Source organism: Clostridium lamae, from assembly GCF_033043255.1.
Taxonomy (GTDB): Bacteria; Bacillota; Clostridia; order Clostridiales; family Clostridiaceae; genus Clostridium; species Clostridium lamae.
This window is the reverse complement of sequence record NZ_JASCQJ010000001.1, coordinates 81,346-105,558: the sequence shown is the minus strand read 5'-3', so window position 1 is coordinate 105,558 and position 24,213 is coordinate 81,346. Positions and strand designations below refer to the sequence as shown.

Annotated in this window: 27 protein-coding genes; 6 read left to right on the top strand and 21 right to left on the bottom strand. The window is 29.2% G+C overall.

Annotation, left to right across the window (positions count from 1 at the left end):
• Positions 1 to 146: 146 nt before the first annotated feature.
• Positions 147 to 1,841 carry a PTS transporter subunit EIIC gene (locus QK892_RS00450; RefSeq protein ID WP_317271547.1) on the bottom strand — a complete coding sequence of 565 codons (1,695 nt, stop codon included), beginning with the start codon at positions 1,839 to 1,841 and terminating at the stop codon, positions 147 to 149.
• Between the two features lie 500 nt (positions 1,842 to 2,341).
• On the opposite strand from QK892_RS00450, the gene QK892_RS00445 reads away from it, so the two are divergent.
• Genes QK892_RS00445 through QK892_RS00430 form a run of 4 tightly spaced genes read left to right on the top strand, consistent with a single transcriptional unit; the run spans position 2,342 to position 5,038 of the window.
• Positions 2,342 to 3,007 carry a DUF969 domain-containing protein gene (locus tag QK892_RS00445; RefSeq protein ID WP_317271546.1) on the top strand — a complete coding sequence of 222 codons (666 nt, stop codon included), beginning with the start codon at positions 2,342 to 2,344 and terminating at the stop codon, positions 3,005 to 3,007.
• Between the two features lie 9 nt (positions 3,008 to 3,016).
• On the top strand, positions 3,017 to 3,946 hold the full coding sequence (locus tag QK892_RS00440) for a DUF979 domain-containing protein (RefSeq protein ID WP_317271545.1): 930 nt from the start codon (positions 3,017 to 3,019) through the stop codon (positions 3,944 to 3,946).
• A gap of 19 nt (positions 3,947 to 3,965) precedes the next feature.
• Positions 3,966 to 4,607, top strand: a complete 642-nt coding sequence (gene pcp, locus QK892_RS00435) for a pyroglutamyl-peptidase I (RefSeq protein ID WP_317271544.1) — start codon at positions 3,966 to 3,968, stop codon at positions 4,605 to 4,607.
• Positions 4,607 to 5,038: a gamma-glutamylcyclotransferase family protein gene (locus QK892_RS00430; protein ID WP_317271543.1), complete on the top strand. Its 432-nt coding sequence runs from the start codon at positions 4,607 to 4,609 to the stop codon at positions 5,036 to 5,038. Before pcp ends, QK892_RS00430 begins: the two co-directional genes overlap by 1 nt.
• Positions 5,039 to 5,324: 286 nt before the next feature.
• Here QK892_RS00430 and QK892_RS00425 read toward each other — a convergent pair whose 3' ends face one another.
• The 10 genes from QK892_RS00425 to QK892_RS00380 form a co-directional block, all read right to left on the bottom strand.
• On the bottom strand, positions 5,325 to 6,122 hold the full coding sequence (locus tag QK892_RS00425) for an ABC transporter permease (protein ID WP_317271542.1): 798 nt from the start codon (positions 6,120 to 6,122) through the stop codon (positions 5,325 to 5,327).
• Between the two features lie 29 nt (positions 6,123 to 6,151).
• On the bottom strand, positions 6,152 to 7,054 hold the full coding sequence (locus QK892_RS00420) for an ABC transporter ATP-binding protein (RefSeq protein ID WP_317271541.1): 903 nt from the start codon (positions 7,052 to 7,054) through the stop codon (positions 6,152 to 6,154).
• A 10-nt stretch (positions 7,055 to 7,064) separates the two neighbouring features.
• A complete protein-coding gene (locus QK892_RS00415; RefSeq protein ID WP_317271540.1) occupies positions 7,065 to 7,829 on the bottom strand; it encodes a MerR family transcriptional regulator in 765 nt (254 codons plus the stop codon).
• Between the two features lie 517 nt (positions 7,830 to 8,346).
• Complete coding sequence (locus tag QK892_RS00410) at positions 8,347 to 8,847, bottom strand: DNA topology modulation protein (protein ID WP_317271539.1); 501 nt, start codon at positions 8,845 to 8,847, stop codon at positions 8,347 to 8,349.
• A 33-nt stretch (positions 8,848 to 8,880) separates the two neighbouring features.
• Positions 8,881 to 9,069 carry a hypothetical protein gene (locus QK892_RS00405; RefSeq protein WP_317271538.1) on the bottom strand — a complete coding sequence of 63 codons (189 nt, stop codon included), beginning with the start codon at positions 9,067 to 9,069 and terminating at the stop codon, positions 8,881 to 8,883.
• 142 nt (positions 9,070 to 9,211) lie between these two features.
• Positions 9,212 to 9,607, bottom strand: a complete 396-nt coding sequence (locus QK892_RS00400; RefSeq protein WP_317271537.1) for an acylphosphatase — start codon at positions 9,605 to 9,607, stop codon at positions 9,212 to 9,214.
• A gap of 89 nt (positions 9,608 to 9,696) precedes the next feature.
• Positions 9,697 to 10,206 (bottom strand): DUF2812 domain-containing protein, encoded by a 510-nt coding sequence (locus QK892_RS00395; protein ID WP_317271536.1) that lies wholly within the window; start codon positions 10,204 to 10,206, stop codon positions 9,697 to 9,699.
• Positions 10,199 to 10,513 (bottom strand): PadR family transcriptional regulator, encoded by a 315-nt coding sequence (locus tag QK892_RS00390; RefSeq protein ID WP_317271535.1) that lies wholly within the window; start codon positions 10,511 to 10,513, stop codon positions 10,199 to 10,201. Before QK892_RS00390 ends, QK892_RS00395 begins: the two co-directional genes overlap by 8 nt.
• 212 nt (positions 10,514 to 10,725) lie before the next feature.
• The gene (gene def, locus QK892_RS00385; RefSeq protein ID WP_317271661.1) at positions 10,726 to 11,175 is read right to left on the bottom strand and encodes a peptide deformylase; all 450 of its coding nucleotides are present in this window, start codon (positions 11,173 to 11,175) and stop codon (positions 10,726 to 10,728) included.
• Positions 11,156 to 11,410: a helix-turn-helix transcriptional regulator gene (locus QK892_RS00380; RefSeq protein ID WP_317271534.1), complete on the bottom strand. Its 255-nt coding sequence runs from the start codon at positions 11,408 to 11,410 to the stop codon at positions 11,156 to 11,158. Before QK892_RS00380 ends, def begins: the two co-directional genes overlap by 20 nt.
• A 157-nt stretch (positions 11,411 to 11,567) precedes the next feature.
• On the opposite strand from QK892_RS00380, the gene QK892_RS00375 reads away from it, so the two are divergent.
• Positions 11,568 to 12,305, top strand: coding sequence for an NAD-dependent protein deacylase (locus QK892_RS00375; RefSeq protein WP_317271533.1), 738 nt, complete (start codon positions 11,568 to 11,570; stop codon positions 12,303 to 12,305).
• 34 nt (positions 12,306 to 12,339) lie between these two features.
• Here QK892_RS00375 and QK892_RS00370 read toward each other — a convergent pair whose 3' ends face one another.
• Positions 12,340 to 13,026 carry a GTP pyrophosphokinase gene (locus tag QK892_RS00370; RefSeq protein WP_317271532.1) on the bottom strand — a complete coding sequence of 229 codons (687 nt, stop codon included), beginning with the start codon at positions 13,024 to 13,026 and terminating at the stop codon, positions 12,340 to 12,342.
• A gap of 260 nt (positions 13,027 to 13,286) precedes the next feature.
• On the opposite strand from QK892_RS00370, the gene QK892_RS00365 reads away from it, so the two are divergent.
• A complete protein-coding gene (locus QK892_RS00365) occupies positions 13,287 to 14,255 on the top strand; it encodes a DmpA family aminopeptidase (protein ID WP_317271531.1) in 969 nt (322 codons plus the stop codon).
• 83 nt (positions 14,256 to 14,338) lie between these two features.
• Here the strand turns inward: QK892_RS00365 and QK892_RS00360 are convergent, their stop codons facing one another.
• From QK892_RS00360 to QK892_RS00320, 9 genes are all read right to left on the bottom strand, one after another.
• On the bottom strand, positions 14,339 to 14,947 hold the full coding sequence (locus QK892_RS00360; RefSeq protein ID WP_317271530.1) for a copper homeostasis protein CutC: 609 nt from the start codon (positions 14,945 to 14,947) through the stop codon (positions 14,339 to 14,341).
• Positions 14,948 to 15,164: 217 nt separating this feature from the next.
• Positions 15,165 to 18,695, bottom strand: coding sequence for a pyruvate:ferredoxin (flavodoxin) oxidoreductase (nifJ, locus tag QK892_RS00355; protein ID WP_317271529.1), 3,531 nt, complete (start codon positions 18,693 to 18,695; stop codon positions 15,165 to 15,167).
• Between the two features lie 244 nt (positions 18,696 to 18,939).
• Entirely contained in the window at positions 18,940 to 19,647 is a 708-nt protein-coding gene (locus QK892_RS00350) for a pirin family protein (RefSeq protein ID WP_317271528.1), read from the bottom strand.
• 10 nt (positions 19,648 to 19,657) lie between these two features.
• Positions 19,658 to 20,257, bottom strand: a complete 600-nt coding sequence (locus QK892_RS00345; RefSeq protein ID WP_317271527.1) for a nitroreductase family protein — start codon at positions 20,255 to 20,257, stop codon at positions 19,658 to 19,660.
• 67 nt (positions 20,258 to 20,324) lie between these two features.
• Complete coding sequence (locus QK892_RS00340; RefSeq protein ID WP_317271526.1) at positions 20,325 to 20,747, bottom strand: MarR family winged helix-turn-helix transcriptional regulator; 423 nt, start codon at positions 20,745 to 20,747, stop codon at positions 20,325 to 20,327.
• 167 nt (positions 20,748 to 20,914) lie between these two features.
• Positions 20,915 to 21,958 (bottom strand): hypothetical protein, encoded by a 1,044-nt coding sequence (locus QK892_RS00335; RefSeq protein WP_317271525.1) that lies wholly within the window; start codon positions 21,956 to 21,958, stop codon positions 20,915 to 20,917.
• Entirely contained in the window at positions 21,955 to 22,518 is a 564-nt protein-coding gene (locus QK892_RS00330) for an RNA polymerase sigma factor (RefSeq protein WP_317271524.1), read from the bottom strand. The genes QK892_RS00335 and QK892_RS00330 overlap by 4 nt, the downstream gene beginning before the upstream one ends.
• Positions 22,519 to 22,740: 222 nt before the next feature.
• Complete coding sequence (locus QK892_RS00325) at positions 22,741 to 23,133, bottom strand: hypothetical protein (protein WP_317271523.1); 393 nt, start codon at positions 23,131 to 23,133, stop codon at positions 22,741 to 22,743.
• Between the two features lie 54 nt (positions 23,134 to 23,187).
• Positions 23,188 to 24,201, bottom strand: coding sequence for a ketoacyl-ACP synthase III (locus QK892_RS00320; protein WP_317271522.1), 1,014 nt, complete (start codon positions 24,199 to 24,201; stop codon positions 23,188 to 23,190).
• Between the last annotated feature and the right edge of the window lie 12 nt (positions 24,202 to 24,213).

The window sequence follows — 24,213 nt, the reverse complement described above, 5'->3', positions numbered from 1 at the left end:
CCCTCTTTTCCTAATTATTAATACAATAAGATTAAAGCATTAATAAAATTTATTATTATTATTCATGATAATATTATGTCTTTATTGATACTTTTATATAAATAAAAAAAGCCCGAAAATAAATTTCGAGCTTTTTATTACTTAAATTAGTCTATATCTAAGATATTTTTAATTTCATTTTTGTAAGCATCTGCTTTTGCACCAAAGATAGCTTGAATTCCATTACCTACTTCAACTACTCCTGCTGCTCCTAATGCTTTTAATTCATCTTTATTTACATTTGCTTTATCTTTAACTTCTACTCTTAATCTTGTGATACAAGCATCAACGCTAACTATATTTTCTTCTCCACCTAAAGCTGCTAATACTGCTGGAGCTTTTTCTTGAATTTCATTCTTAGTTCCGTTAGATCCTTTAGATTTTTCATTTATATCAGCTTGAGGGATCCCAGCTTTTGCTTGATAATCAGCTTTTGAATAAAGTTTAACTTCTTCATCGCTATCTTCTCTACCTGGAGTCTTTAAGTTGAACTTCTTAATCATGAATAAGAATAAGAAGTAGTAAACTACTGCATAAACTATACCAACTAAGATTAATCTTAACCAATGAGTTGGAACTCCTGCTCCTGCTGGTAATAAACCGAATAATGTAAAGTCAATTAAACCACCTGAGAATGTCATACCAATAAATACATTAAGTACATCCATTAACATGAATGATAAACCTGCTAATATACAGTGTACTACGTATAGTATTGGTGCAACGAATAAGAATGTAAATTCAATTGGTTCTGTAATACCAGTAAGTAATGCTGTAATTGCTGCTGATGCTAATAATGATCCAACAACTTTCTTCTTGCTTGGAGCTGCTGTCTTATACATAGCTAATGCAGCTGCTGGAAGACCAAACATCATGAATGGGAATTTACCAGCCATAAATCTTGTAGTACCAGAAACTATAGTAGCCATATCTGCTGCTGATGCTCCAACTAAGCTGCTCATGCTTGATAATTGTGCAAAGTAAGCTGTATTAGCACCTGCAACTGTTTGCCATGCACCATCAACTAATATTTTACCTTCAACAAATGATCCATACCAGAATGGAGTATAGAATACATGGTGTAATCCAAATGGAATTAATGCTCTTTCAATAACTCCATAGAAGAATGTTCCGATAGCTCCTGCATTTCTTACTAATTCAGAAAGAATACCTATACCATTTTGAACTACAGGCCAAAGGAATGCTAATATAGCACCAACTACTGCCATAGCTAATGAAGTAACTATTGGAACAAATCTCGATCCTGAGAAGAATCCAATAACTTGTGGTAATTGTATTGTATGATATTTATTATGTAATATTGCTGTAACTATACCTGTAATAATTCCGCCGAACACTGACATATTTAATGTAAATATACCTAAGTTAGTAGTAACATAAGTACCATATTCACCAACTGCATCTGGAGTAATAACACCTAATTGAGTTAATCCTAATGCTAACATTGAAGATATAACTTGGTTCATAACTATGAAACCAAATATTGAAGCTAATCCTGCAGTTCCCTTATCCTTTTTAGCAAGTCCAACTGCAACACCTACTGCGAATAATAAAGGTAAGTTTCCAAATATTATATCTCCTACATTTTTCATTATTGTTAATATTGCTGTAACAACTGGTATATTAACAAAAGCTATTAATGGTTGATAAACTGCTGGTGGATTCGATAGTCCTGCAATTCCTAATAAAGCTCCACCAACACCTAATAGAATCCCTGCAATTGGTAATGCTGCTATTGGAAGCATTATAGCTTTACCGATTCTTTGTAATTGTTGTAACATTTATAATTCCTCCTTAAAATATAAAAATAATAATTAAATCACTGAAATGATAATACTAAAATAGAGTGTTCCTCTAAAACTTATTATTTACAATTTGAATATTATTTATTAGAAATAACTTATAAAATAAAAAAAGGACCAAAACTTATAGATATAGCTATAGTACACCTATAATATTTTTAGTCCTTGCCTGCTTTACCAGTAACACACTACTTATTCAATTATGTTTTTATGATACCATATTAAATTTAAAATGTAAATGTTTTTTTGACTTTTTTTCTAAAATTACCTTTGTGTTTTTAATTTAATTATATTTTATATTAATTTTTTGTTTTTTAGATATATATATGTATATTTTTCAAAAAAATTATCTATTATGTATTTTTAAAACTTATTTTTGTATAAACTTTCAAAAATTTCTATGGATTTTTTTCAAAAAAATTTATATAATAAAATCGTTGTATAAAAAAACTACAAATTTCGAAAGGATTCGATAAGAGATGGCGTTAATTGGAATACTAATAATAATAGTTGGATTTGCACTTAAATTTAATACTATTGCAGTTGTAATTCTTTCTGGTATTGTAACTGGATTAGTTGCTGATATGAGCATTTCCGAAATATTTACGACTTTAGGACAAACATTTGTGCAAAAAAGGGAGATGTGTTTATTTCTTTTAACATTACCCGTAATAGGTCTATGTGAAAGATATGGATTAAAAGAAAAGGCAATTATGCTAATAAAGAAAGTTAAAGGATTATCTACAGGTAAGCTTATATCTGGATATTTATTCATTAGAGAGGTTTCCTCTGCAATGGCAGTAAAATTAGGTGGACATCCTCAATTTGTTAGACCACTTATTAATCCAATGGCACAAGGAGCATCAATCTCAAAATATGGTAAACTTGATGAAAAAGATGAAGATCTAATAAAAGCCCATTCAGCAGCTGCTGATAACTATGGTAACTTTTTTGGTCAAAATGTATTCTTAGCAAATTCAGGGGTTCTCCTTATAGCTGGTACTTTAGAAACACTTGGTTATAACGTTGATACATTACAAATTGCTAAGGCTTCAATTCCTGTTGCTGTAATAGCATTTATTTTAGGAGTTATCCAAAACTATTTACTAGATAAGAAATTAGCTAAAAAATATAAAAATAGGTAGGATGAATATATGGATATTAAGACACTTTCAAATATACTATTAGAAATATTCTACATTATGGTTGGTTTATTTTTTACATTAACTATGATGTTTACTTTAAAAGATAAGAATCATAAAACTAAATATGGAACTGCATTATTCTGGGGAATACTTGGTGTTATATTTATACTAGGAGATGTTATCCCTCCAGTTGTAAGTGGTTTTTTAATTGTGATAATAGGTGTTTTAGCTGCCTTTAATCAAATTAATATTGGAACTATAAAAGAATTAGATACTACTTTTGCAAATTTAAAAGCAAGTAAAATAGGAATAAAAATCTTTGTTCCATCATTAATAATCGCTTTAGTTGCTTTAGTTATTGCACAATTCACTGAAATATCTGGTGTAGCCGCTGTAGGTATTGCTGCAATTATAGCTCTAATAGCTACATTTATAATTACAAAGGCTAAACCTAGTGAGTTTATAGAAGATAGTAATAGAATGTTCCAAGCTGTTGGTGCTACTGCAATATTACCACAATTATTAGCTGCTCTTGGTGCATTATTCACAGCAGCTGGTGTTGGTGATATTATATCAAATATTATTTCTGGCGTAATACCACAAGGTAATGTACTTGTAGGAATAACAGCTTACTGTTTAGGAATGGCTTTATTTACTGCTATTATGGGGAATGCTTTTGCTGCCTTTTCAGTAATAACTGTTGGTATTGGAGTTCCATTTGTATTTGCTCAAGGTGGAGATCCAATAATAGCTTCTGCTTTAGCTATGACAGCTGGTTTCTGTGGGACTTTAATGACTCCAATGGCTGCTAACTTCAACATATTACCAGTAGCATTATTAGAAACTAAAGATAAGAATGCTGTTATAAAAACACAAGCTATATTTGCAATAATTTTACTTGCAATTCATATACCATTAATGTACTTCTTAGCATTTTAATACATAAGGAGGATTATAAATGAAAATATTAATTACAGGATTTGATCCTTTTGGTGGAGAAAGTGTAAATCCAGCTTTAGAAGCTGTTAAGAAATTACCAGACACTATTTTAGGACAAGAGATTATAAAAATCGAAATACCTACTGTATTTAGAAAAGCTCTAGAAAAAATAGAAGAAAATATAGAAAAGCATAATCCAGATGTAGTAATATCTGTTGGACAAGCTGCTGGAAGATTCGGAATCACTCCAGAAAGAGTCGCTATAAATATTGATGATGCAAGAATTCAAGACAATGAAGGTAATCAACCAATTGATATATCTATATATGAAGATGGTGAAAATGCATACTTTACTAACCTACCTATAAAGGCTATGGTAAAAGAAATGAATGACAATGGAATTCCTGCTTCTGTATCAAATACAGCTGGAACATTCGTATGCAACCATGTTATGTACGGAATTTTATACTTAATAGATAAAAAATATCCAAATATGAGAGGTGGATTTATACATGTTCCATGTATTCCAGCTCAAGCAACTACAAAGCCTAATATGCCATCTATGTCAGCAGATGATATAACTAAAGGGCTAGAACTTAGCATAAAAGCAGTTATAGAAAATTCATCAGATATAAAAACTATAGGTGGAACTATCTGCTAATGAATAAGAAACTAAATATCTTTGTATATGGTAGTTTAAGAGAAGGCTTTTTTAATTATGACCTTTATTTAAAGGGAAAAATTAATTCTATAAGACCTGCTGAAATAAGTGGTTTTGAATTATACCACATGCCTTATAAAGGATATCCAGCAGTATTACCTGGAAATACTACCATAGTAGGTGAAGTTGTTGAACTTACTGATTATGATGCAACACTGGCACCAATGGATAAAATGGAAGGCTTCTTAGGTGAAGGGAATCCAAACAATGAATACTCAAGAAAAATTGTAAAAGTAAAATTAACTGATGATGAAAGCTATGAAGATTGTTATTCTTATTTTTATAATAAGGATATAGATCCAAAATTCCATGATGAAGCTATTTATATAGAAAATGGCGATTGGAAAGAATATATGCTAACTGCTCAATAATCTATAAATAAAAAGTGCTGATTATTATGCTACTGTCTCCGTCGCATTCGCTCCAAGTCGACATACGCATTAATAATCAGCACTTTTTATCACTATATATTATATCTTTCTAAAAATATAAAGGATAAAACTCAGCATGAGCTGAGTTTTTTTATTTTAATCATAAGTGATACTATCTTTACTGTTGATATTGCTTCGCTCCAAGTCGACGTATGCATTAATATATCAAGGTTTATCCTTATACAGTTTATATCTTGTAAAATAATAAGTTAATCTGATACATCTCCTATACGTCTTTCCTTACAAATTGAAAAATACCTATTAATGAAGTTATAAATATCCACATAAATAATAAAATAATACTTGCACCAATACCTAACATTTCTATTGATCCTTCTGCTACTATACCTGATAAACTATGTAAGGCTGCTTGCGGTAATAAAGGTAATATTATTTTTTGAATACTTTGTGAGAACATTTTTATTAATGCTGGAATAAACATAGCAGCTAAAGAAAAAGTAATCGCTCCTCCACTACTTCTAAAAATAAATACTGCTGCTACAGTTAATAAACAGTAAAAGACAGGGATAAAGAGAGTTCCTAATATAAACTGTCTTAAGAAGATGTCTGCTACAGATACCATTGAACTTCCATTAATTAAAAGAATGAGCTGACCTGTAAGAAAAGTCAATGCAGTTACAATAAAGCTTACTATCATAGCTAGTAAAAAGTATGTTACTAATTTACTAAAAAATAGTTTTTTTCTATTTGGAGTTACAGCTACTGTAATATAAATTTGCTTTGTTGAGAATTCCTTTGCATTTGAAATAGCTGCGAAAATAATTAACATAATTGCAGTAACATCAACTCCCAGCATACATGAGGAAATCACATCAATAGATGACATTTCACTAATTGCTTTTCCTTGTGTTACACTTGTTGTTAAAGAGAATATCAATCCTAGTGTCAAACTTGCTACAATTATAGATATTAAAAATATTTTTGAAAATTTAAGAAATATAACTTTTTGAAATTCTGCTTTAATTAAATTTCCTAAGGAACTTTTTATATTATTAATTGTCATTTTTCATCTTCCTTTCTTTTAACTGTTTTCTAATTAGATTTGTAATCAACTTTACCTTCTGTAAGCTCTAAAAATAGCTGCTCTAAGGAAGGCTGAACCTTTGTAAGTTCGAAGATTGCAATATTATTTTCTTTTGCTAAAATTCCAATTTTTTCAGCTTCTATCTTTCTAACTTGTAAAGTATCTTCTCCCTCTTTACTTATGTGAGCTTTATTTTTCTTTAATATATCTTTTAATTTAGAATTATTTTCGCTCTTTATTCTTAAATATCCACTAAAGCTTTTTTCGGATATCTCTTCTACTGACATATCAGCTATTAACTTTCCTTGAGCTAAAACTATAATTCTTTCTGCTACTACCTCTACTTCACTCATAAGATGACTTGATACCAAAACAGCTTTTCCTTGTTTGGCTAAATCTTTAATTAAATACCTTAACCAATTGATACCATCTACATCTAACCCATTAAATGGTTCATCTAATATAATAGTTTCAGGATCTCCTAATAATGCTGCTGCAATACCTAAACGTTGCTTCATTCCTAAAGAATATTCTCCAATTTGCTTATTCTTTACTTTTTCTAATCCTGTCTTTTTAAGCATTTCAATTACTCTATCCTTTGAAATACCACTTGCTGTAGCTATCAATTGTAAATGTTGATATGATGTTAATTTTGGATTAAGAGCATCAGCATCAATTAATGCACCTATTTTAAAAATTGGTTGATTAAGATTTATATAGTGTTTTCCATCAATAATTATTTCTCCTTCAGATGGTTTAACTAGATTTAAAATCATACGCATTGTAGTTGATTTTCCTGCACCATTAGGCCCTAAAAATCCTGTAACTACACCAGGTTTAATATTAAAAGATAAATTATCTACAGCAATCTTGTCTTTATAAGCTTTTATTAAGTTTTTTAATTCAATCATTTTTTCCCTCCTATTTAACTGTTAGATAGACTTCTACAGATTTATCAATAAATTCATTAGCAAAATCCATTAATCTTCTATCTTCTTCAGGCCATTGATTACGGTTTTCATAAGCTGTTTTGTGAGCTTCCATCAATTCAAGTTTTCCACCTGTAACCTGTCCCACCATTTCAATCCATCTTTTTGCATAATCTTGTCCTTGACTATCTTTTGGATTAACACCATTAATAATGTGTGTAACAGCCTCTAATACAAGGGCTTTCCACTTCCAATATGTTTCAATTACTTCTTCTGCATTTTCATAATGATTTGTTAATATATCTTCAGTTTTTTCATCATAATGAACATCCTTATATTCAAAGATTATCTCTTTATTTAATGAAATCATTAACTGCACTAATTCACCTGAAATTGGTCCTTCATTTTTTCCTAAATTTTTTAAACTTGCATCAATTAAAGATATACTCATCTTCATTTCATTTAATTTTTGATAAAAAATCTGTCTTTGCTTTTTAAGCACATCAGAAACTTGCTCCATTGTAACAGCTTCTACTACAAGTTCTTTAATTTCTTTAATAGGAAGCCCTAATGATTTATAAAATAAAACTTGCTGCAACTTTGTTATATCAGCTTCTTCGTAATATCTACGTCCATTAGTTGATTCTTTATTTAATGATACTAGTCCCATATTATCGTAATACTGCAAAGTTCTTATAGTAACGCCTGTTAATTTTGCAATTTCCCCTATAGAAAATCGTCTTTTTTTATTCATCATAATTCCTCCTTAGTAGTAATTAAATCACATTACGTAACGTAACATGCAATAGTTATTTTTAATATATTTCTTAAATATTATTCCTAAACTAAAAAAACAAATCCATCAAAATTGATAGATTTGTTTTTAATAAAACTTATTTTCATCTATTTAAATTCTTCTTCAGATAAATATCCATCTGCTTTATCAAAACAGAAGTATGCCATGGAGAATACCATGGAGTAGGAAGAATAATACTTCTACCCCCAAAGTAGTCTAGGCTATTAGAACAGCTATTGTACTCACAAGAATCATAAGTAAATAAGTCAATATAAAATAAAATTCTTAAATTACAACATTTTCTTACTGTCATTATAAGAATTCATTATATTATTAAACTTATTTATTTCTTGTTGAATATTATAATTTATCACTTTGGCATTATCTATATTACTAAGCTTTCAGAAAATACGTACAACTTTTAGGGAGCGAAACCCGTTAAATTTTTTCATTCCTTCATTCTTCTTTCATTTTTTAATTATAATTTCTTTATAAACTCATTGCATTCTTTTCTATTTCTAAATATGTATATTTCTTTCCCTTTTTCTTCTTTAAGTATTTTATAAAATTTATCTCTATGTACTTTATTAAAATTCCATATCCATTTTATGAACTCTAAATGGATTTTTTCTGGACATCCTTCTGTCATATCTGGACGAACCTTACCATAATTAGTTATAAACCTTTTAACAACACCAAATAGGCACGTTCTTCTTGGATAGTCTAAATAAATAACAGTATCACATCTATTTAATCTTTCCTTTATTGTACTATCATAATTACCATCAATTATCCATTTATCCTTCTTTAATTCTTCTCTAAGTAAGATTTTAAATTCTTCTCTAGATATATTTACCCAACCTTCTCTCCAAAATAGTTTGTCTAAATGGACTACTGGTAAATTAGTTTTCTCTGATAATACTCTAGATAATGTAGATTTTCCACTACCTCCACAGCCTATTATTATTACTCTATCCATTTTTATTTATCTCCTTCGTATATCACACTATATTCATTTCATACTCTCATTTTCTTCCATGCTATTATCTATTACTTCTTTTAATTCCTCAATACTTCTAACATGATTTCCACAATTATTTCCAAAATAAAGTCCTTTCTTAATTGGTGCAATTAAAAACCCTGCAATAACTCCACCTAGAAAACAAGTTAACCCCAATAATACTTTGTCTTTATTTCTCATATAACCCCATCCCTTCTCACTAATTTTTATAGAATAATTATATCATATTAATATACATTTTTATCCATATAATAATTCCATATTTATCAAAATAAGCATATAAAAGATTTTATCTCTTATATGCTTAATATGGATTATATTTTTAATCATATACTACGACAAATTCCTTTTCTCCTTGTATTTCTGCTTCAACTTTTCCATCATCTCTATTTTTTACCCATCCTGTTAATCCAATCTTAGTAGCAACAAGATAAAGTTCTAATCTAAATCCAACATTCTGTACTTTTCCTGAAAATACTATATTTCTTCTAATTATATTGCTTCTTTCAAATTTAGGTATCTCAATATCTTTAGCATGATTTTCTATATATCTATGTCTAAACCCTCTTAATAAGTCTTTGAGTTTCATATTTCTTCCTGCTTCTCTTAAAGTTCCTTCATATTTTAATCCACACTTCTTCATTACTTTTCCAAAGTAGATATTAAGTATATCATGTCTAGCCTCTATACAATTAGCCCTATATCCTCGATTAAGCATTTTATTACAGCAGAAAATTCATCTAAATTCTTATGAGTAGCCCACATAAAATAAAAAGAGTGCATAGTGCTGCACTCTAACTTTAAATTTTATTCATTCTCTTTTTTTAAAGATATTATTTTTCTCTGGCACTTATATGCTTGATAAAATAAAGTAACACATATAATACTTAATGGAATAGCAAAATAAAGTGAAAAATTTGAATTGTATTTTAAATACTTACTCCATTGTGATGGTAGTATTAAAGTCTCACATAGTGCTAACATAAAAAATGTTTTTTGTATTCTAGTATATTGTTCTATCTTACTTTCATTATCACTATATAGTTCAAAATCTCCTTTTTTTCTGAAGAAAGCCCATACTCCCCAGGTTTCTACAAGCTCGCCTCCTGTTTCACGAATTAAATCATAAAATTCATTTTTTTGCTTTGTATCTTTATCTCTGATAATATCAACTCTATAGGTATATTCTCCTGGTTCACATTTTTCAAACCAATACACACCTAGAAAAAACCGTGTCATTGCATACCCCTTAGATACCATATCATTTAAAAACTCTTCTTCTCTATCTTTATCATAATACCATCTAAATTTAATCATTTACCTCAATCTCCCTTCTACCATTTTTTATAAGCTCTTCTAATCGATCTATTTCCTCAACTAAACTTTTTTTTCCAACCTCAGTAATCAAGTACTCCTTTTTTTTCCTTGAATCTTTTTCTTCGCTATAAAGCATAATCCACTTCTTTTCAAGCAATGTATTTATAGCACCATAAAGAGTTCCTGGTCCTAATAAAACTCTCCCATTAGTTAATTCCTCTACCCTTTGAATGATTCCATAACCATGATTAGGTTTTAACACTGCTAACAATATATAATAAGTTGATTCCGTTATAGGTGTTCCCATTTTATAAGTCTCCTTTCGATATATCGTTATCTGATATATTAATTATATCACTACTCGATATATTGTCAATAAATAAAAATGTATTTTAAAAATATTTTTATTTATTAGAAATTAAACCTTAATTTGTAAACATAAATCTTATCAGAAAATAAAGACATACAGAAATTCTTTAAATCTCTTGTATGCCTTATAATTAATATTTTTTACTATGTCTAAATCCATTTAGTTACTTTATCTATAAAAAGTTTTCCATCTAAATGATCTATTTCATGACAAAAACACTTAGCCATCTCACCTTCTCCAGTTAAAATTATTTCTTCTCCATTTTCATTAAGTGCTTTTATAGTTACTTTTTTTGGACGTACTGTCTCCCCATATCTATTTGGAAAGCTTAAGCATCCTTCTATACATTTTTGTTTTCCACCTTCATGAATTATTTCTGGATTTACTAATTTAAATATACCTGTTCCCATATCTATTACTATTAATCTTTTTAATATTCCAACTTGAGGTGCTGCAATAGCTGCACCATTTTCCGTATTATGCAAAGTATCTAGCATATCATCCAATATCATTCTTATATGGTCATTCACTTCTGTTACTTCTCTACACTTTTTTCTCAATATCTCATCATCATTATATCTAAGCTGTCTTAATGCCACTTTTTTCACCCCTACTCCTATCTGATCTTGATTTTCTATTACTTTCTTCAAAAAGAAAAATATCTTCAATAGAACATTCAAATACTTTTGCTATATCATAAGCAAGCCAAATCGATGGCTCATATTTCTCTGTTTCAATTGCATTTATAGCTTGGCGTGATGTTCCTACTATTTTTCCTAACTGTTCCTGAGTAATTCCGATCTTTTCACGAAACTCACGAATCCTATTTTTCATATTTCACCTCATGATTTTAATAATACACATTCTATATATACATATTAATATCCTCCCTTACATTAGTCAAGTTAACCTTACATAGTTAAATGTTTTATTTTTATATCTGTTTGTGTAATAATAAAACTATAAAATATGATAGGTCGGTGATTTAATTATGAGTACTGAAATAGAAAAGTTAGCTGAAATTTTAAGAGAAAGTAATAATATTGTATTCTTTGGAGGTGCTGGTGTATCAACTGAATCTGGTATACCTGACTTTAGAAGTTCAAATGGACTTTTTAATGAAAAACTTAATCTTACCTTTACTCCTGAACAGTTAGTTTCACATAGTTTCTATATACGATATCCTGAAGAGTTTTTCAATTTTTATAAAGCTAAACTTATATACCCTGATGCAAAACCTAATGCAGCTCATATCGCTTTAGCCAAACTTGAAGAGATGGGAAAGCTAAAGGCTGTAATAACTCAAAATATAGATGGACTTCATCAAGCTGCTGGTAGCAAAAATGTCTTCGAATTGCATGGTTCTGTTCTTAGAAATTATTGCATTAAATGTAATGCCTTTTATGATGAAAAATTCATTTTAGAATCAAAAGGAGTACCTACATGTACTAAATGTGGTGGAAGAGTTAAACCTGATGTGGTTTTGTATGAAGAAGGATTAGATGATGCTACTATTAGAGGTGCTGTTGATGCCATCTCAAAAGCAGATGCATTAATTATTGGTGGAACTTCCCTAGTAGTATATCCAGCTGCTGGTCTTATAAATTATTTTAGAGGTAAAAATTTAATACTTATTAATAAGAGTACTACTTCTGCTGATTCAAAAGCTAATTTAGTTATTCATGATTCTATTGGAAAAGTTTTAGGAAAAGCTATTGATAACTTATAAAATTATAGGAGCTGTCTAATAACAGCTCCTATGATTATATTGTATTTCTTTCAATTCTTTTTCTTATCTCTTCCATTCGCATATCTAAAGACGCACTAATTTCTGAACACTCAAGTAACTCTTTTTCTATCATTTCAGTCTCATCTAAACAAATATTTTTCTTATATCTTAATTTATGTTCTAGGCTTGCCCAAAAATCCATAGCTATTGTTCTAAGTTGTATCTCTACCTTCATAGATTTCTTTTCGTTTTTCAAGAAAATTGGTACTTCTATAATTAAGTGTAGACTTCTATATCCACTTTCTTTAGGCTTCTTTATATAATCTTTTTTCTCAATTAATGTAATATCATCTTGATTTAATATACAATCAGCTATCATATAAATATCTTCAGGAAATGAGCAAGTTACTCTTATTCCAGCAACATCATTTATATTTTCTTCTATAGATTCTAAAGAGAAGGGAAGTTCCTTCCTATTAAGTTTTTTTATAATGCTATCCGGAGACTTTAATCTAGATTTTATGCTTTCTATTGGATTTCTATCATATTGTAATGAAAGTTCTTCATTTAATACATTAAATTTTGTTTCAACTTCCATAATTGCACAACGATAATATGCCATTAATTCATTCATTGGCATCATATTTTTTTGTATTGCATCTATAAAATCATCATTTATTATTTTATCTCTAAAAATCTTTTCATCAATAATTCTTAACATATAACCATCCTTTATCCTAGTAAATGTAATACAACAATATATTACCATTAGCCAAAAATAAAAGCATTATTATTAACTATAAGTTAATAATTTATTTTAAATATTCTAATAAATAACACTACTTAGATATTGGAATTCACGTTTTTATATATAATCCACTGATTTTTATTAAAATTTTTAGAATTTTTCAATAATTAATAAACAAATATTTAACATTTATTATATAATTTAAATATAGGTATTGAAATGGAGGGGTGAGAATGAGGACTGGAAAATTAAATAAGATTACTGATGTTAAAGGAATAAAAGTAGGTCATAAGACAATAGATGATGGTGATATACATACAGGTGTAACTGTAATTATTCCAAGTGAAGAAAATATATTTAAAAACAAATATGTAGCTTCATCACATATAATTAATGGTTTCAGTAAGACAAGTGGTCTAATTCAAATTGATGAATTCGGTACCCTAGAGAGTATTATAGGTCTTACTAATACTTTAAATGTCGGTACTGTTCAGCAAGCAATAGTAAAACATATGCTAAAAGACAATCCTGACATAGGTAAAGATACTGGTACTATTAATGCTGTTGTTGGAGAATGTAACGATGGATATCTTAATGATATTCGTGCCTGTGCAGTAAAAGAAGAAGATGTTTATGAAGCTATAGAAAATGCAACTATTGACTTTGAACTCGGAAGTGTTGGTGCTGGAAGAGGAATGACATGTTTTGAAATGAAAGGTGGCATTGGCTCAGCTTCTCGTATAGTTGAATTGGATGAACAAGACTATACTATAGGTATTCTTGTTTTAAGTAATTTTGGATTAAGAAAAGATTTTATCTATAAAAATGTTACCTTTATAAATCCTTATTCTGATGATTTAGAAAAAGGAAGTATTGTAATTATTATTGCTACTGACATTCCCCTATCATCTTTACAGCTAAAAAGAGTCTGTAAAAGAATGAATGTCTCATTAGCAAGGTTAGGCTCTCATCTAGGAAATGGCAGTGGAGATATTGTAATTGGATTTTCCACAGCAAATATTGTTCCACATTATAAATCAAATGATTTTATTAATATAAAAAAAATTCATGAAGATAAGATGGATATAGTATTTAGAGCTTCTATTGAAGCTTGTGAAGATGCAATTATGAGTTCATTATTAAATAATAAAACTCTTGTAGGTAGAGACGGACATACTAGTATTTCATTATTAATATACTAAATGGATGTAATTAAACAAAAATTTATAAAAAGCCGAGTCAAAATTTGCTTCGATTCGGCTTCTCTTGAAATTTACTTTTTAATTTAAACTACTCTAGTTCCATGAATTTCTTTAGCTCCAGTATATTCTAAAATATACTCTCTATTTTGCTTATTTACACCTTTCCCTGGCATAATTATAATTCTATCATTAGCATATTTTATCAAATTCTTAAGAATATCTCTTCCTATTAAGGCATTTCCAACTCCGCCCTTAGTTAAAATTCTATCTACTCCAAGATTAACTAATTCATCGATAGCTTCTTGTTTGTTTTCTACACTATCGAAAGCCATATGGAAGGTTATATTCATAGGCTTAGCCTCTTCTACTAATCTCTTTGTTAAATCTAAGTCTATTTTTTTGCCTTTTAGTGCTCCAATTACAACTCCGTAAGCACCTAACTCCTTACACATTTTTATATCTTCAATCATAATCTCTACTTCGTCTTCAGTATATTCAAAGTTTCCACCTCTTGGTCTTATAATAACCATAACTGGAATATTAAGAGTACTAACTGTCTTTTTAATGGTTCCATAGCTAGGAGTAGTTCCATCTTCTAAAAGGTTATCGCATAATTCTATTCTATTAGCTCCTAAAGCTTCCGCTCTAACTGCTTCATTATAATTTCCTACACATGCCTCATATATTTTCATAAAAATCCCCCTATGTTAACTGACTATAGAAATCTTATTTATTTACATTTCATATTATTATATAAACAGTAAATCTATGTCAAATCTTAAAAGATTAAAGAAAAACTCAATCTAAATGAAGTTTTTCTTTATATACAGTATTTATTTTAACTGTACATTATAAAGAAATAAATCACAAGATTGAGTCCTTAAATTAATATTTTTTTAATTTTTTTAATTATAATATTGGAGTTTCTGCTAAATTCTTGTATCTTTGATATCTTTCCTTAGCATTTTCCTCTGTCTTTTCAAATAGCTCTTCTGCTATTTCTGGGAAAGCTTTTGCTAATGATGCATATCTAACTTCTCCCATTAAGAAGTCTCTAAGACTTGAAGTTGGAGCTTTAGAATCTAAATTAAATGCATTCTTTCCTGCAATCTTTAAATCTGGGTTATATCTATATAGATGCCAGTATCCTGAATCAACTGCTCTCTTTTCTTCATAAGGAGTATTAGCCATACCCATCTTAATTCCATGGGATATACAAGTAGAATAAGCTATCACTAATGAAGGTCCTTTGTAGCTTTCAGCTTCTGCAATTGCTTTAAGAGTTTGATTTAAATTAGCTCCCATACATACTTGTGCTACATAAACATAGCCATAAGTCATAGCCATTAAACCTAAATCCTTCTTCTTAGTTCTCTTTCCTGTAGCTGCAAACTTAGCAACTGCTGCTTCTGGTGTAGATTTAGAAGATTGTCCTCCAGTATTTGAGTAAATTTCAGTATCAAATACTAAGACATTAATATCTTCTCCAGATGCTAATACATGATCTAAACCACCATAGCCTATATCATAAGCCCAGCCATCTCCTCCAAATATCCATTGAGATCTCTTAACAAAGAATTCTTTATCCTTTAATATTTCTTTTGCAATATCTGAATTATCTTCTTCTAGAACTCTTCTTAAGTTTTCTGCCCTTTTTCTTGTTCCTTCTCCATTATCTACATTATCTAACCAATCCTTTAATACAGAATTAGCTTCTTCAGACATATTTCCTTCTTCTAAAGCTATTCTAATATTATCAGCAATTCTTTCACGAATAGTCTTAACTCCTAAGAACATACCTAATCCATATTCTGCATTATCTTCAAATAATGAGTTAGCCCATGCTGGACCATTACCATTGTGATTAGGTCTATATGCAGTAGATGCTCCTGAAGCAGCCCAAATTGATGAACACCCTGTAGCATTTGCAATCATCATTCTATCACCAAATAATTGAGTTACAAGTTTAGCGTAAGAAGTTTCTCCACATCCTGCACAAGCTCCTGAGAATTCAAGTAAAGGTTGTTCAAATTGACTACCCTTAACTGTAGTTTTGCTCATAGGATTTTCTTTTGGTTCTAACTTTTCAACTGCATAATTCCAAGCTTCAATTTGTTCGCTTTGTGTATCCATAGGTTTCATCACTAACGCTTTTCCTGGTGCTGGACAAATTTGAGCGCAATTCCCACATCCAGTACAATCTAAAGGAGTAATTCCTATAGTATAATTAAATTCCTTATCTCCCTTAATTCCATTTGCTTTTATACTCTTATAACTATCTGGAGCATTTTTTAGTTCCTTGCTAGTTGATAAGAATGGTCTTATAACTGCATGAGGACAAACAAATGCACATTGATTACATTGAATACATTTATCTGGAAGCCATTCAGGTACATTAACTGCTATTCCTCTTTTTTCAAAGGCAGTTGTACCGGACATAAAGGTACCATCTGATGCCCCTGAATCTACAAAGGTTGATACAGGTAAACTACTTCCTTCTAATTTATTGATTGGAATACATATTTCTTCAACAAACTTTGGAACATTTATTTTTTCTTCCAACATATCATCTTCAGCATTTTGCCAATTATCTGGAGGAGTAATCTTAATTAATGATTCTAAGCCTCTATCTATAGCTTCAAAGTTCATATTAATTACTTTTTCACCCTTTTTACCATAAGAAGTGACTACTGCATCTTTTAAATACTTAACAGCATCTTCAATAGGTATGATATTAGCTAATTTAAAGAAAGATGCTTGCATTATCATGTTTATTCTTCCACCAAGACCTATTTCTTGAGCAATCTTTATTGCATTAATAATATAGAAATCTATATTATTTTCTGCTATATACCTCTTAATCTTAGCTGGAAGCTTTTTATCTAACTCTTCTTCATTCCAAATAGTATTTAATACAAATACTCCATTTTTTCTAAGTCCCTTTAGAATATCATAATTATATACATAAGATTGATTATGACATGCTATAAAATCTGCTTTTTCTATCTCATAATGAGATTTAATTGGAGACTTACCAAATCTTAAGTGAGAAACTGTTATTCCTCCCGATTTCTTTGAGTCATATGCAAAATACCCTTGAGCATACATATTTGTATGGTCACCAATTATTTTAATAGCACTTTTATTTGCACTAACTGTACCATCTGATCCTAATCCCCAGAACTTGCAAGCTGTTATTCCTTCTGGTGTTGCATCTATATCTTCTTTTGGTGATAATGATAAATAAGTAACATCATCATCAATTCCAATAGTAAATCTATTCTTTGGTTTATCTAGACTTAGATTATCAAAAACAGCTTCTATATGAGATGGATATGGATCCTTTGAACCTAATCCAAATCTACCTCCATAAACCTTGGGTGGATTTTCCATTTCATTAACTGCTCTAACTATATCTAAATATAAAGGCTCGCCAATAGAACCTGGTTCTTTAGTTCTATCTAAAACAGCAATTTTCTTAACTGTACTAGGAATAACCTTTAATAGTTTTTCTATTGAAAATGGTCTATAAAGTCTTACCTTTACAAGTCCAACTTTTTCTCCCTTAGATCTTAAGTAATCTATAGTTTCTTCTGCAACTTCCATTACTGAACCCATGGCAACTAATATTCTATCTGCTTCTGGATCTCCATAATAATCGAAACAATGATACTCTCTTCCAGTAAGTTCAGTTATCTTTGCCATATACTCTTCAACTATATCTGGAATATCTTCATAATATTTATTTAGTGATTCACTTAATTGGAAGTACACATCTGGATTTTGTGCTGTTCCTCTTGTAACTGGATGATCAGGATTTAATGCATTTTCTCTAAAATTCTTTAATGCTTCATAATCAACAAGTTTTGCTAATTCATCATATTCTAAAACCTCAATCTTTTGTATTTCATGGGATATTCTAAATCCATCAAAGAAATTTACAAAAGGCATTCTAGCTTTTATTGCAGTTAAATGTGCTACTGGAGCTAAATCCATAACTTCTTGCACAGAACCTTCTGAAAGCATTGCAAAACCAGTTTGTCTTGCTGCCATAACGTCTTGATGGTCTCCAAATATACTTAATGATGACGTTGCTATAGCTCTTGCAGCTACATGAATAACTGCTGGAAGCCTTTCTCCAACCATCTTATACATATTAGGAACCATAAGTAATAATCCTTGTGACGCTGTAAAAGTTGTACTTAATGCACCTGCTTGAAGAGATCCATGAAGTGCTCCTGCTGCCCCTGCTTCAGACTGCATTTCAACCACCTTTACCGGCTTACCAAAAATATTCTTTTTCCCATTAGCCACCCATTCGTCTACATGTTCTGCCATAGGTGAAGAAGGTGTTATTGGATAAATAGAACTTACTTCAGTGAGAGCATATGAAACATAAGCTGCTGCTGTATTTCCGTCCATTGTTTTCGTTTTTCTCATTTTCTATTAATCCTCCTTTTAAAATTTAATAATAGAATAATTTATATAAAAACACTTTACTATTTTAAGTATTTGCTTAGCCATGTTCTATTATGCAGTTAATATTTTTATTGTTTAATTAACATGGTTCAAGTTTACTATACCAAAATTTTCTTATATTTAAAAGATAATAACTATTTAAAAATAACAATTACCACCTTTTAGATAAAAAAAAGGAGCTTTTAAAAGCTCCCTAATTATAGATTTACCATTTTAATTGTTTTTTCATTTCAATAACAAGTATATGTGATTTTTTATTAGCTTTAATTTTAATATCTTCTTCAACTATTTCAAGTGCATCTCTTTCATTAAGCTCTACATTATTAATAGTTGAATCACCTTCTATTTGAACCAAATATGCTTGCCTATTAGATTCAACTTTAAAATCTATTTCTTTTCCTTCATCTAATTCAACTACATAGAAGTTTGCATCTTGATTAATCCTTACAGGTGCATCTCCATCATTACTTGACACTATATTAAGCCACTTATTTTTTCTATCTTCTTCATTATATCTATAATCTCCATAAGCTGGCTTATATCCTTTCTTATCTGGAATTATCCAAATCTGAAGAATTCTTGTTGTTTCATCTCCCAGATTTTGCTCACTATGGTAAACCCCTGTTCCAGCACTCATATATTGAACATGACCTCTGTAAACAGTATTTTTATTGCCCATAGTATCGCCATGAGTTAAACCACCATTAATAACATAAGATACTATTTCCATATCCTTATGTGGATGATAGTCAAAACCAGTACCACTAGCTATTAAATCATCATTTATAACTCTTAATACTCCAAAATTCATATTATCTGTATTATAGTAATCTGCAAAAGAGAAATGGAATATGCTTTTTAGCCATCCTAAGTCGCTTTTCCCCATATTTTTATGGTCTAATCTTCGTAACATAATATTCTCCTTATTTTAAAACCTTAACTCTATCTTCTATTGGTGAGTAAGCTTTTTCCCCTGCTGGTGCTAAAATATTTCCAAAAGGCATTTGAGCCATCATTTTCCAAGAACTTGGTATATTGAATTCCTTCCTAACATCTGCATCTATTAATTCAGTATAATGTTGAAGACTTGCTCCAAGTCCTTCAGCTGAAAATGCAGTCCAAACTGCAAATTGCATCATTCCTGATGTTTGTGATGCCCATACTGGGAAATTATCTTTATATAGTTCAAATTGTTTTTGTAAGCTTTCTACTATTGCAAATTCTTCGAAGAATAATACTGTTCCATATCCAGCCTTAAAGGAATTAATTTTTCCTTCAGTTGATGCAAAGTCATTTGCTGGCACTATCTTTCTTAAAGCTTCCATAGTTATATCCCATAACTTATCATGAGATTCTCCTAATAAAACTAATACTCTTGTTGTTTGAGAATTAAAGGCAGAAGGTACATGCTTTACTACATCCTCTACAACTTTTCTAATTCTTTCATCTGATATTGGTGACTCCTTACCTATTGCGTAAATACTTCTTCTTTCTCTAATTGCCTCATTAAAATTTTTATTCATTATTAACCTCTCCTATCTTTTATTTAATTACCCTATCTTAAAATTTATACAAATATAATAAAAAAAATCACTTAAGAACTTTTCTAAACTTAATTAAATTTTCTAGAAGTTCTCTTTTATCTTCTTCACTTAAATCTTTAAATAAATTATTTAAGAACTCTTTATGTTTAGGAAATATATGTGCTATAAAATTTTCCCCTTTTTCAGTTAATGAAACATAGTAAATTCTTTTGTCTTTATTACATTTTCTGCGTATTACTAATTCTTTTTTTTCTAACTTATTTATTACATAAGTTATTGTTCCACTAGTAACAAGGATTTTATCAGCTACTTTTTGCACAGGCTGATCACCTTTATGATAAAGCATCTCCAAAACACCAAATTCACTACTATTTAATTGAAACTCTTGAAGACTTTTTTCTATTTGAAAAAATAAATCATTATAAGTTCTTGCCATTGCAATAACCAACTTTAAATTTACATCACTCATATATTCACCTACATTATCTTGATTTCAAGATAATTATATCTCCATTATATCTTGATGTCAAGATATTTATCAAAAATAATTATTAGTAGACTTTAATTGTTTATAAAGAAATAAAAACTATGAATCTTATAATTCATAGTTTTCGAATTTTTTTCTAATATATTATTTTATTTATTCTCTTTAGCTAAGTTTAATACTATATCCTCACCTTCAATATCTTTAACTATTATTTTTATTTTATCTAATTTATCAAAAGTAGTTAAGTCGTACATAAATGAAATATTTACTCCACTTTCAGTTTCTTCCATGTTTCCATTAGTAAAATTATATATTTTCTCCCCACTTTCATCAGTGAGTTTAATTCTATTTACTATACTTTCATCTATTCTTTTGTTTATTCTCATATTAATAATACTTCCTGTTGGCATTACTTCAAAATAATTCAAACTAGCAATATCATTACTTTTTTCTAATACATATTTTATTGTCTCTATTTCTTTCAAGTTGCTATCTAAATCTAATGCAAATCTCCATTCTCCAGCTATATCAGTAAAACTTCTAACATCTTCACCAATTAACTTTATTTCATCTATATTTATTGATAGATTATTAATATTATCTAACTCTCCTTTAGTGGAATAAAGAGTTAAATAATATTTTATTTCACCATTGTTTTTATTACTGATATCTGTATTCCAACTTTCACTAATATTCATCTGTATATGAATACCTTCTTGTAGATGTTCAACAAGAACCCTGCCATTATTATCTTTTATACTTAATCCAAGCTTAATATCCTTAACATCTTTTAAATTATGAATGTTATCAAATTTTAAGGTAAAGGCAATTCCGATTTTATTTTTATCTGATACTATAGCTCCAATATTCATCGTAACATTACTATTTTTAACTGAATTCTCTTCAAACTCCTTAATATAACCATTATTGGTAGCCTCTTGAATTCCTCTATCTTTAAAAATTGAGCTTATACTTGCAAGGACTTTTGGATTAATTAGAATTCCACTTATAATAAATGCTGCTAATAGTGAAGCAACTAGCTTTTTATTAAATGTAAATACCGATTTTGATATAACTACTTCTTCTTCTCTAATTTCTTCAAAGGCTTTGTTAACCTTACATAATACAGTCTCAGGTATTTTTATATCTTTTTTTAATTCGCTCTCAATTTTTTTATCTAAATTCATATTCAACTTATATTACCTCCTAAATTAAAATTAATAGAAGATTCTTCATTATCATATTTCAAATAATATTCTTTTAACTGTTTCCTTGCTCTACTAAGTCTTGATTTTATAGTCCCTTCTTTTTCCTTTAATATTTTGCTTATTTCTCTTGTATTAAATCCCTCAACATAATATAAAATTACAACTATTCTATACTCTTCATTTAAAATGCTTAATGTTTCTAAAAAAATAATATTTTCTTCAATAGTTATATTATCAACTGCTAAACTATTGTTTGAATCATCATAGTATTCTTCAACATATACTATTTTCTTATTTTTGTTTATAATGTCATTACATTTATTTATAAGTATTTTTATTATCCAAGTTTTAAAATACCTTACTTCCTTTAAAATGCATATATTTTTATAAGCTGATAAAATAGTTTCTTGTATAGCATCTCCAATATCCTCTTCAGAATTTAATTTTGACTTAGCCACTTTATACATATCTAGAGTATATTCGTTTATTAATTTAATAAAGGCTTCTTTATCTCCCTTTTGTGCTTTTTTTATCATTAACTCCATATTTACCTCCTGTAACTCCCAATATGCGCATATGTTTTGTTACATATATTAGACTTTAAAACCTCCAAAATGGTTGCACAAAAAATAAAGAAAACTAAATAATGTAACAACATTCACCTTTTCCATATAAAAGTTATATAAAAAAGTGTGAAAGCCTCTCTATTAAACCTTTAGAAAGTTTTTCACACTTATATATTGTACTTATGTTTTAATTGCTATCCATTAAATAGCCTTTAATGCATCATTATAATTATCTACATATTTTACTGATTCTGTCCATCCTGGTACTTCTTTACCTAGTCTTTTAAATTGAGAAACAGTTATTACATTTCCCTTAGTAACTAAGAATCTCTTATTGAATGGCACTTCCATATATTTTTTTAATAAGTCCCCTAGTATTTTGGCTACCTCTTGGCTTGACGGTTTTAATTCTGGTGCATCGATGATTAATGAATACTCTTTTGCTGGAAATGTTTTTGTTATTTCATCATAATCTCTTAAAAAAGATATTCCATCTTCTTCACTAAAGAATCCTGAAGCTTCTGCATGAAATACCTTTTTAACCTTGTCCACCTCTAATTGATAACTTGAATTCTTACCTTGATATTTTTTCATAAATGAATCCTCCTTAAGTTATATATTTCGTATGCTTTCCATTTGGAATAGCATTTAAAACTTAAATAGCAATACCGTTACTACTGACCCTGATCCCATAGATGCTAATGTTACATAATCCCCTTTATTAATTCTTCCAGTTTTTAATGCTCTATCAAGTGCTAATATAGGACTAGTAGTTCCTGTATATCCATACTCATTACCTATGTAAGTTGTCTTATTAACATCTATCCCCAGCTTTCGTAAAGTAAGTCTAGCGTCTGGAACTGTAAATTGAGAAAATATAAGATGATTAATATCTTTGGGACTAATTTCATTATCTTCTGCAATTTCTTTAATTAAATCTACCCATACATCAGATATAAAACTTCCATCAAAAGGTTCCCAAAACCATTTATTATCCTCACCATTTTCCACACCATTTTTTGTAATGCTTGAATATCCTATTTTAGGCATGAGTATATTGTTAGATTCTGATGTCTGTGCTAGATGTATAGAATCAATAAATCCACTTTTTTCATCTTCCTCTACTTTATCTAAAATAACAGCGGCTGCTGCATCCCCAAAATTAGGATATGAAACAGAATCCTTTGAATTTCCAACAGAACTAAATAAAATTCCTCCAACTACTAGAGCTCTTTTAAATCTTTTATTTGTCATAAGTATTCTACTTGCTTGATCTAGTGCTGTTATCATTCCTAGACAATTTGAATTTGTGTCATATGCCATCTTAATCCTAACATCTCCTCTACCTAGCATGTCTAACAACTTTACTGCATTAGATGGTGATGTGTATTCTGGAGTATCTGTTGCAAATATAAGTAAATCTATATCTCTAATATTTAGATTTGCTTCATTTAACGCTTTCATACTTGCATCATATGCCATAGTAATAACAGTTTCATTCTTATCATTAGAAAGATATCTCTCTTCTCTTTCCAGATGTTCTAATAATCCTTCAACATCAATTCCTATTTCCTTAAAATGACTTATAAAATATTCGTTATTTACTTTGTTTTCTGGATGATATACTCCCGTACTAATAATCTTAATATTTTGTTCTCTCATAAATTCTCCCCT

Coding starts and splice junctions, on each gene's coding strand:
- QK892_RS00450 (WP_317271547.1), bottom strand. CDS start 1,841: ATGTTACAACAATTACAAAGAATCGGTAAAGCTATAATGCTTCCAATA.
- QK892_RS00445 (WP_317271546.1), top strand. CDS start 2,342: ATGGCGTTAATTGGAATACTAATAATAATAGTTGGATTTGCACTTAAA.
- QK892_RS00440 (WP_317271545.1), top strand. CDS start 3,017: ATGGATATTAAGACACTTTCAAATATACTATTAGAAATATTCTACATT.
- pcp (WP_317271544.1), top strand. CDS start 3,966: ATGAAAATATTAATTACAGGATTTGATCCTTTTGGTGGAGAAAGTGTA.
- QK892_RS00430 (WP_317271543.1), top strand. CDS start 4,607: ATGAATAAGAAACTAAATATCTTTGTATATGGTAGTTTAAGAGAAGGC.
- QK892_RS00425 (WP_317271542.1), bottom strand. CDS start 6,122: ATGACAATTAATAATATAAAAAGTTCCTTAGGAAATTTAATTAAAGCA.
- QK892_RS00420 (WP_317271541.1), bottom strand. CDS start 7,054: ATGATTGAATTAAAAAACTTAATAAAAGCTTATAAAGACAAGATTGCT.
- QK892_RS00415 (WP_317271540.1), bottom strand. CDS start 7,829: ATGATGAATAAAAAAAGACGATTTTCTATAGGGGAAATTGCAAAATTA.
- QK892_RS00410 (WP_317271539.1), bottom strand. CDS start 8,847: ATGGATAGAGTAATAATAATAGGCTGTGGAGGTAGTGGAAAATCTACA.
- QK892_RS00405 (WP_317271538.1), bottom strand. CDS start 9,069: ATGAGAAATAAAGACAAAGTATTATTGGGGTTAACTTGTTTTCTAGGT.
- QK892_RS00400 (WP_317271537.1), bottom strand. CDS start 9,607: ATGCTTAATCGAGGATATAGGGCTAATTGTATAGAGGCTAGACATGAT.
- QK892_RS00395 (WP_317271536.1), bottom strand. CDS start 10,206: ATGATTAAATTTAGATGGTATTATGATAAAGATAGAGAAGAAGAGTTT.
- QK892_RS00390 (WP_317271535.1), bottom strand. CDS start 10,513: ATGGGAACACCTATAACGGAATCAACTTATTATATATTGTTAGCAGTG.
- QK892_RS00380 (WP_317271534.1), bottom strand. CDS start 11,410: ATGAAAAATAGGATTCGTGAGTTTCGTGAAAAGATCGGAATTACTCAG.
- QK892_RS00375 (WP_317271533.1), top strand. CDS start 11,568: ATGAGTACTGAAATAGAAAAGTTAGCTGAAATTTTAAGAGAAAGTAAT.
- QK892_RS00370 (WP_317271532.1), bottom strand. CDS start 13,026: ATGTTAAGAATTATTGATGAAAAGATTTTTAGAGATAAAATAATAAAT.
- QK892_RS00365 (WP_317271531.1), top strand. CDS start 13,287: ATGAGGACTGGAAAATTAAATAAGATTACTGATGTTAAAGGAATAAAA.
- QK892_RS00360 (WP_317271530.1), bottom strand. CDS start 14,947: ATGAAAATATATGAGGCATGTGTAGGAAATTATAATGAAGCAGTTAGA.
- nifJ (WP_317271529.1), bottom strand. CDS start 18,695: ATGAGAAAAACGAAAACAATGGACGGAAATACAGCAGCAGCTTATGTT.
- QK892_RS00350 (WP_317271528.1), bottom strand. CDS start 19,647: ATGTTACGAAGATTAGACCATAAAAATATGGGGAAAAGCGACTTAGGA.
- QK892_RS00345 (WP_317271527.1), bottom strand. CDS start 20,257: ATGAATAAAAATTTTAATGAGGCAATTAGAGAAAGAAGAAGTATTTAC.
- QK892_RS00340 (WP_317271526.1), bottom strand. CDS start 20,747: ATGAGTGATGTAAATTTAAAGTTGGTTATTGCAATGGCAAGAACTTAT.
- QK892_RS00330 (WP_317271524.1), bottom strand. CDS start 22,518: ATGGAGTTAATGATAAAAAAAGCACAAAAGGGAGATAAAGAAGCCTTT.
- QK892_RS00325 (WP_317271523.1), bottom strand. CDS start 23,133: ATGAAAAAATATCAAGGTAAGAATTCAAGTTATCAATTAGAGGTGGAC.
- QK892_RS00320 (WP_317271522.1), bottom strand. CDS start 24,201: ATGAGAGAACAAAATATTAAGATTATTAGTACGGGAGTATATCATCCA.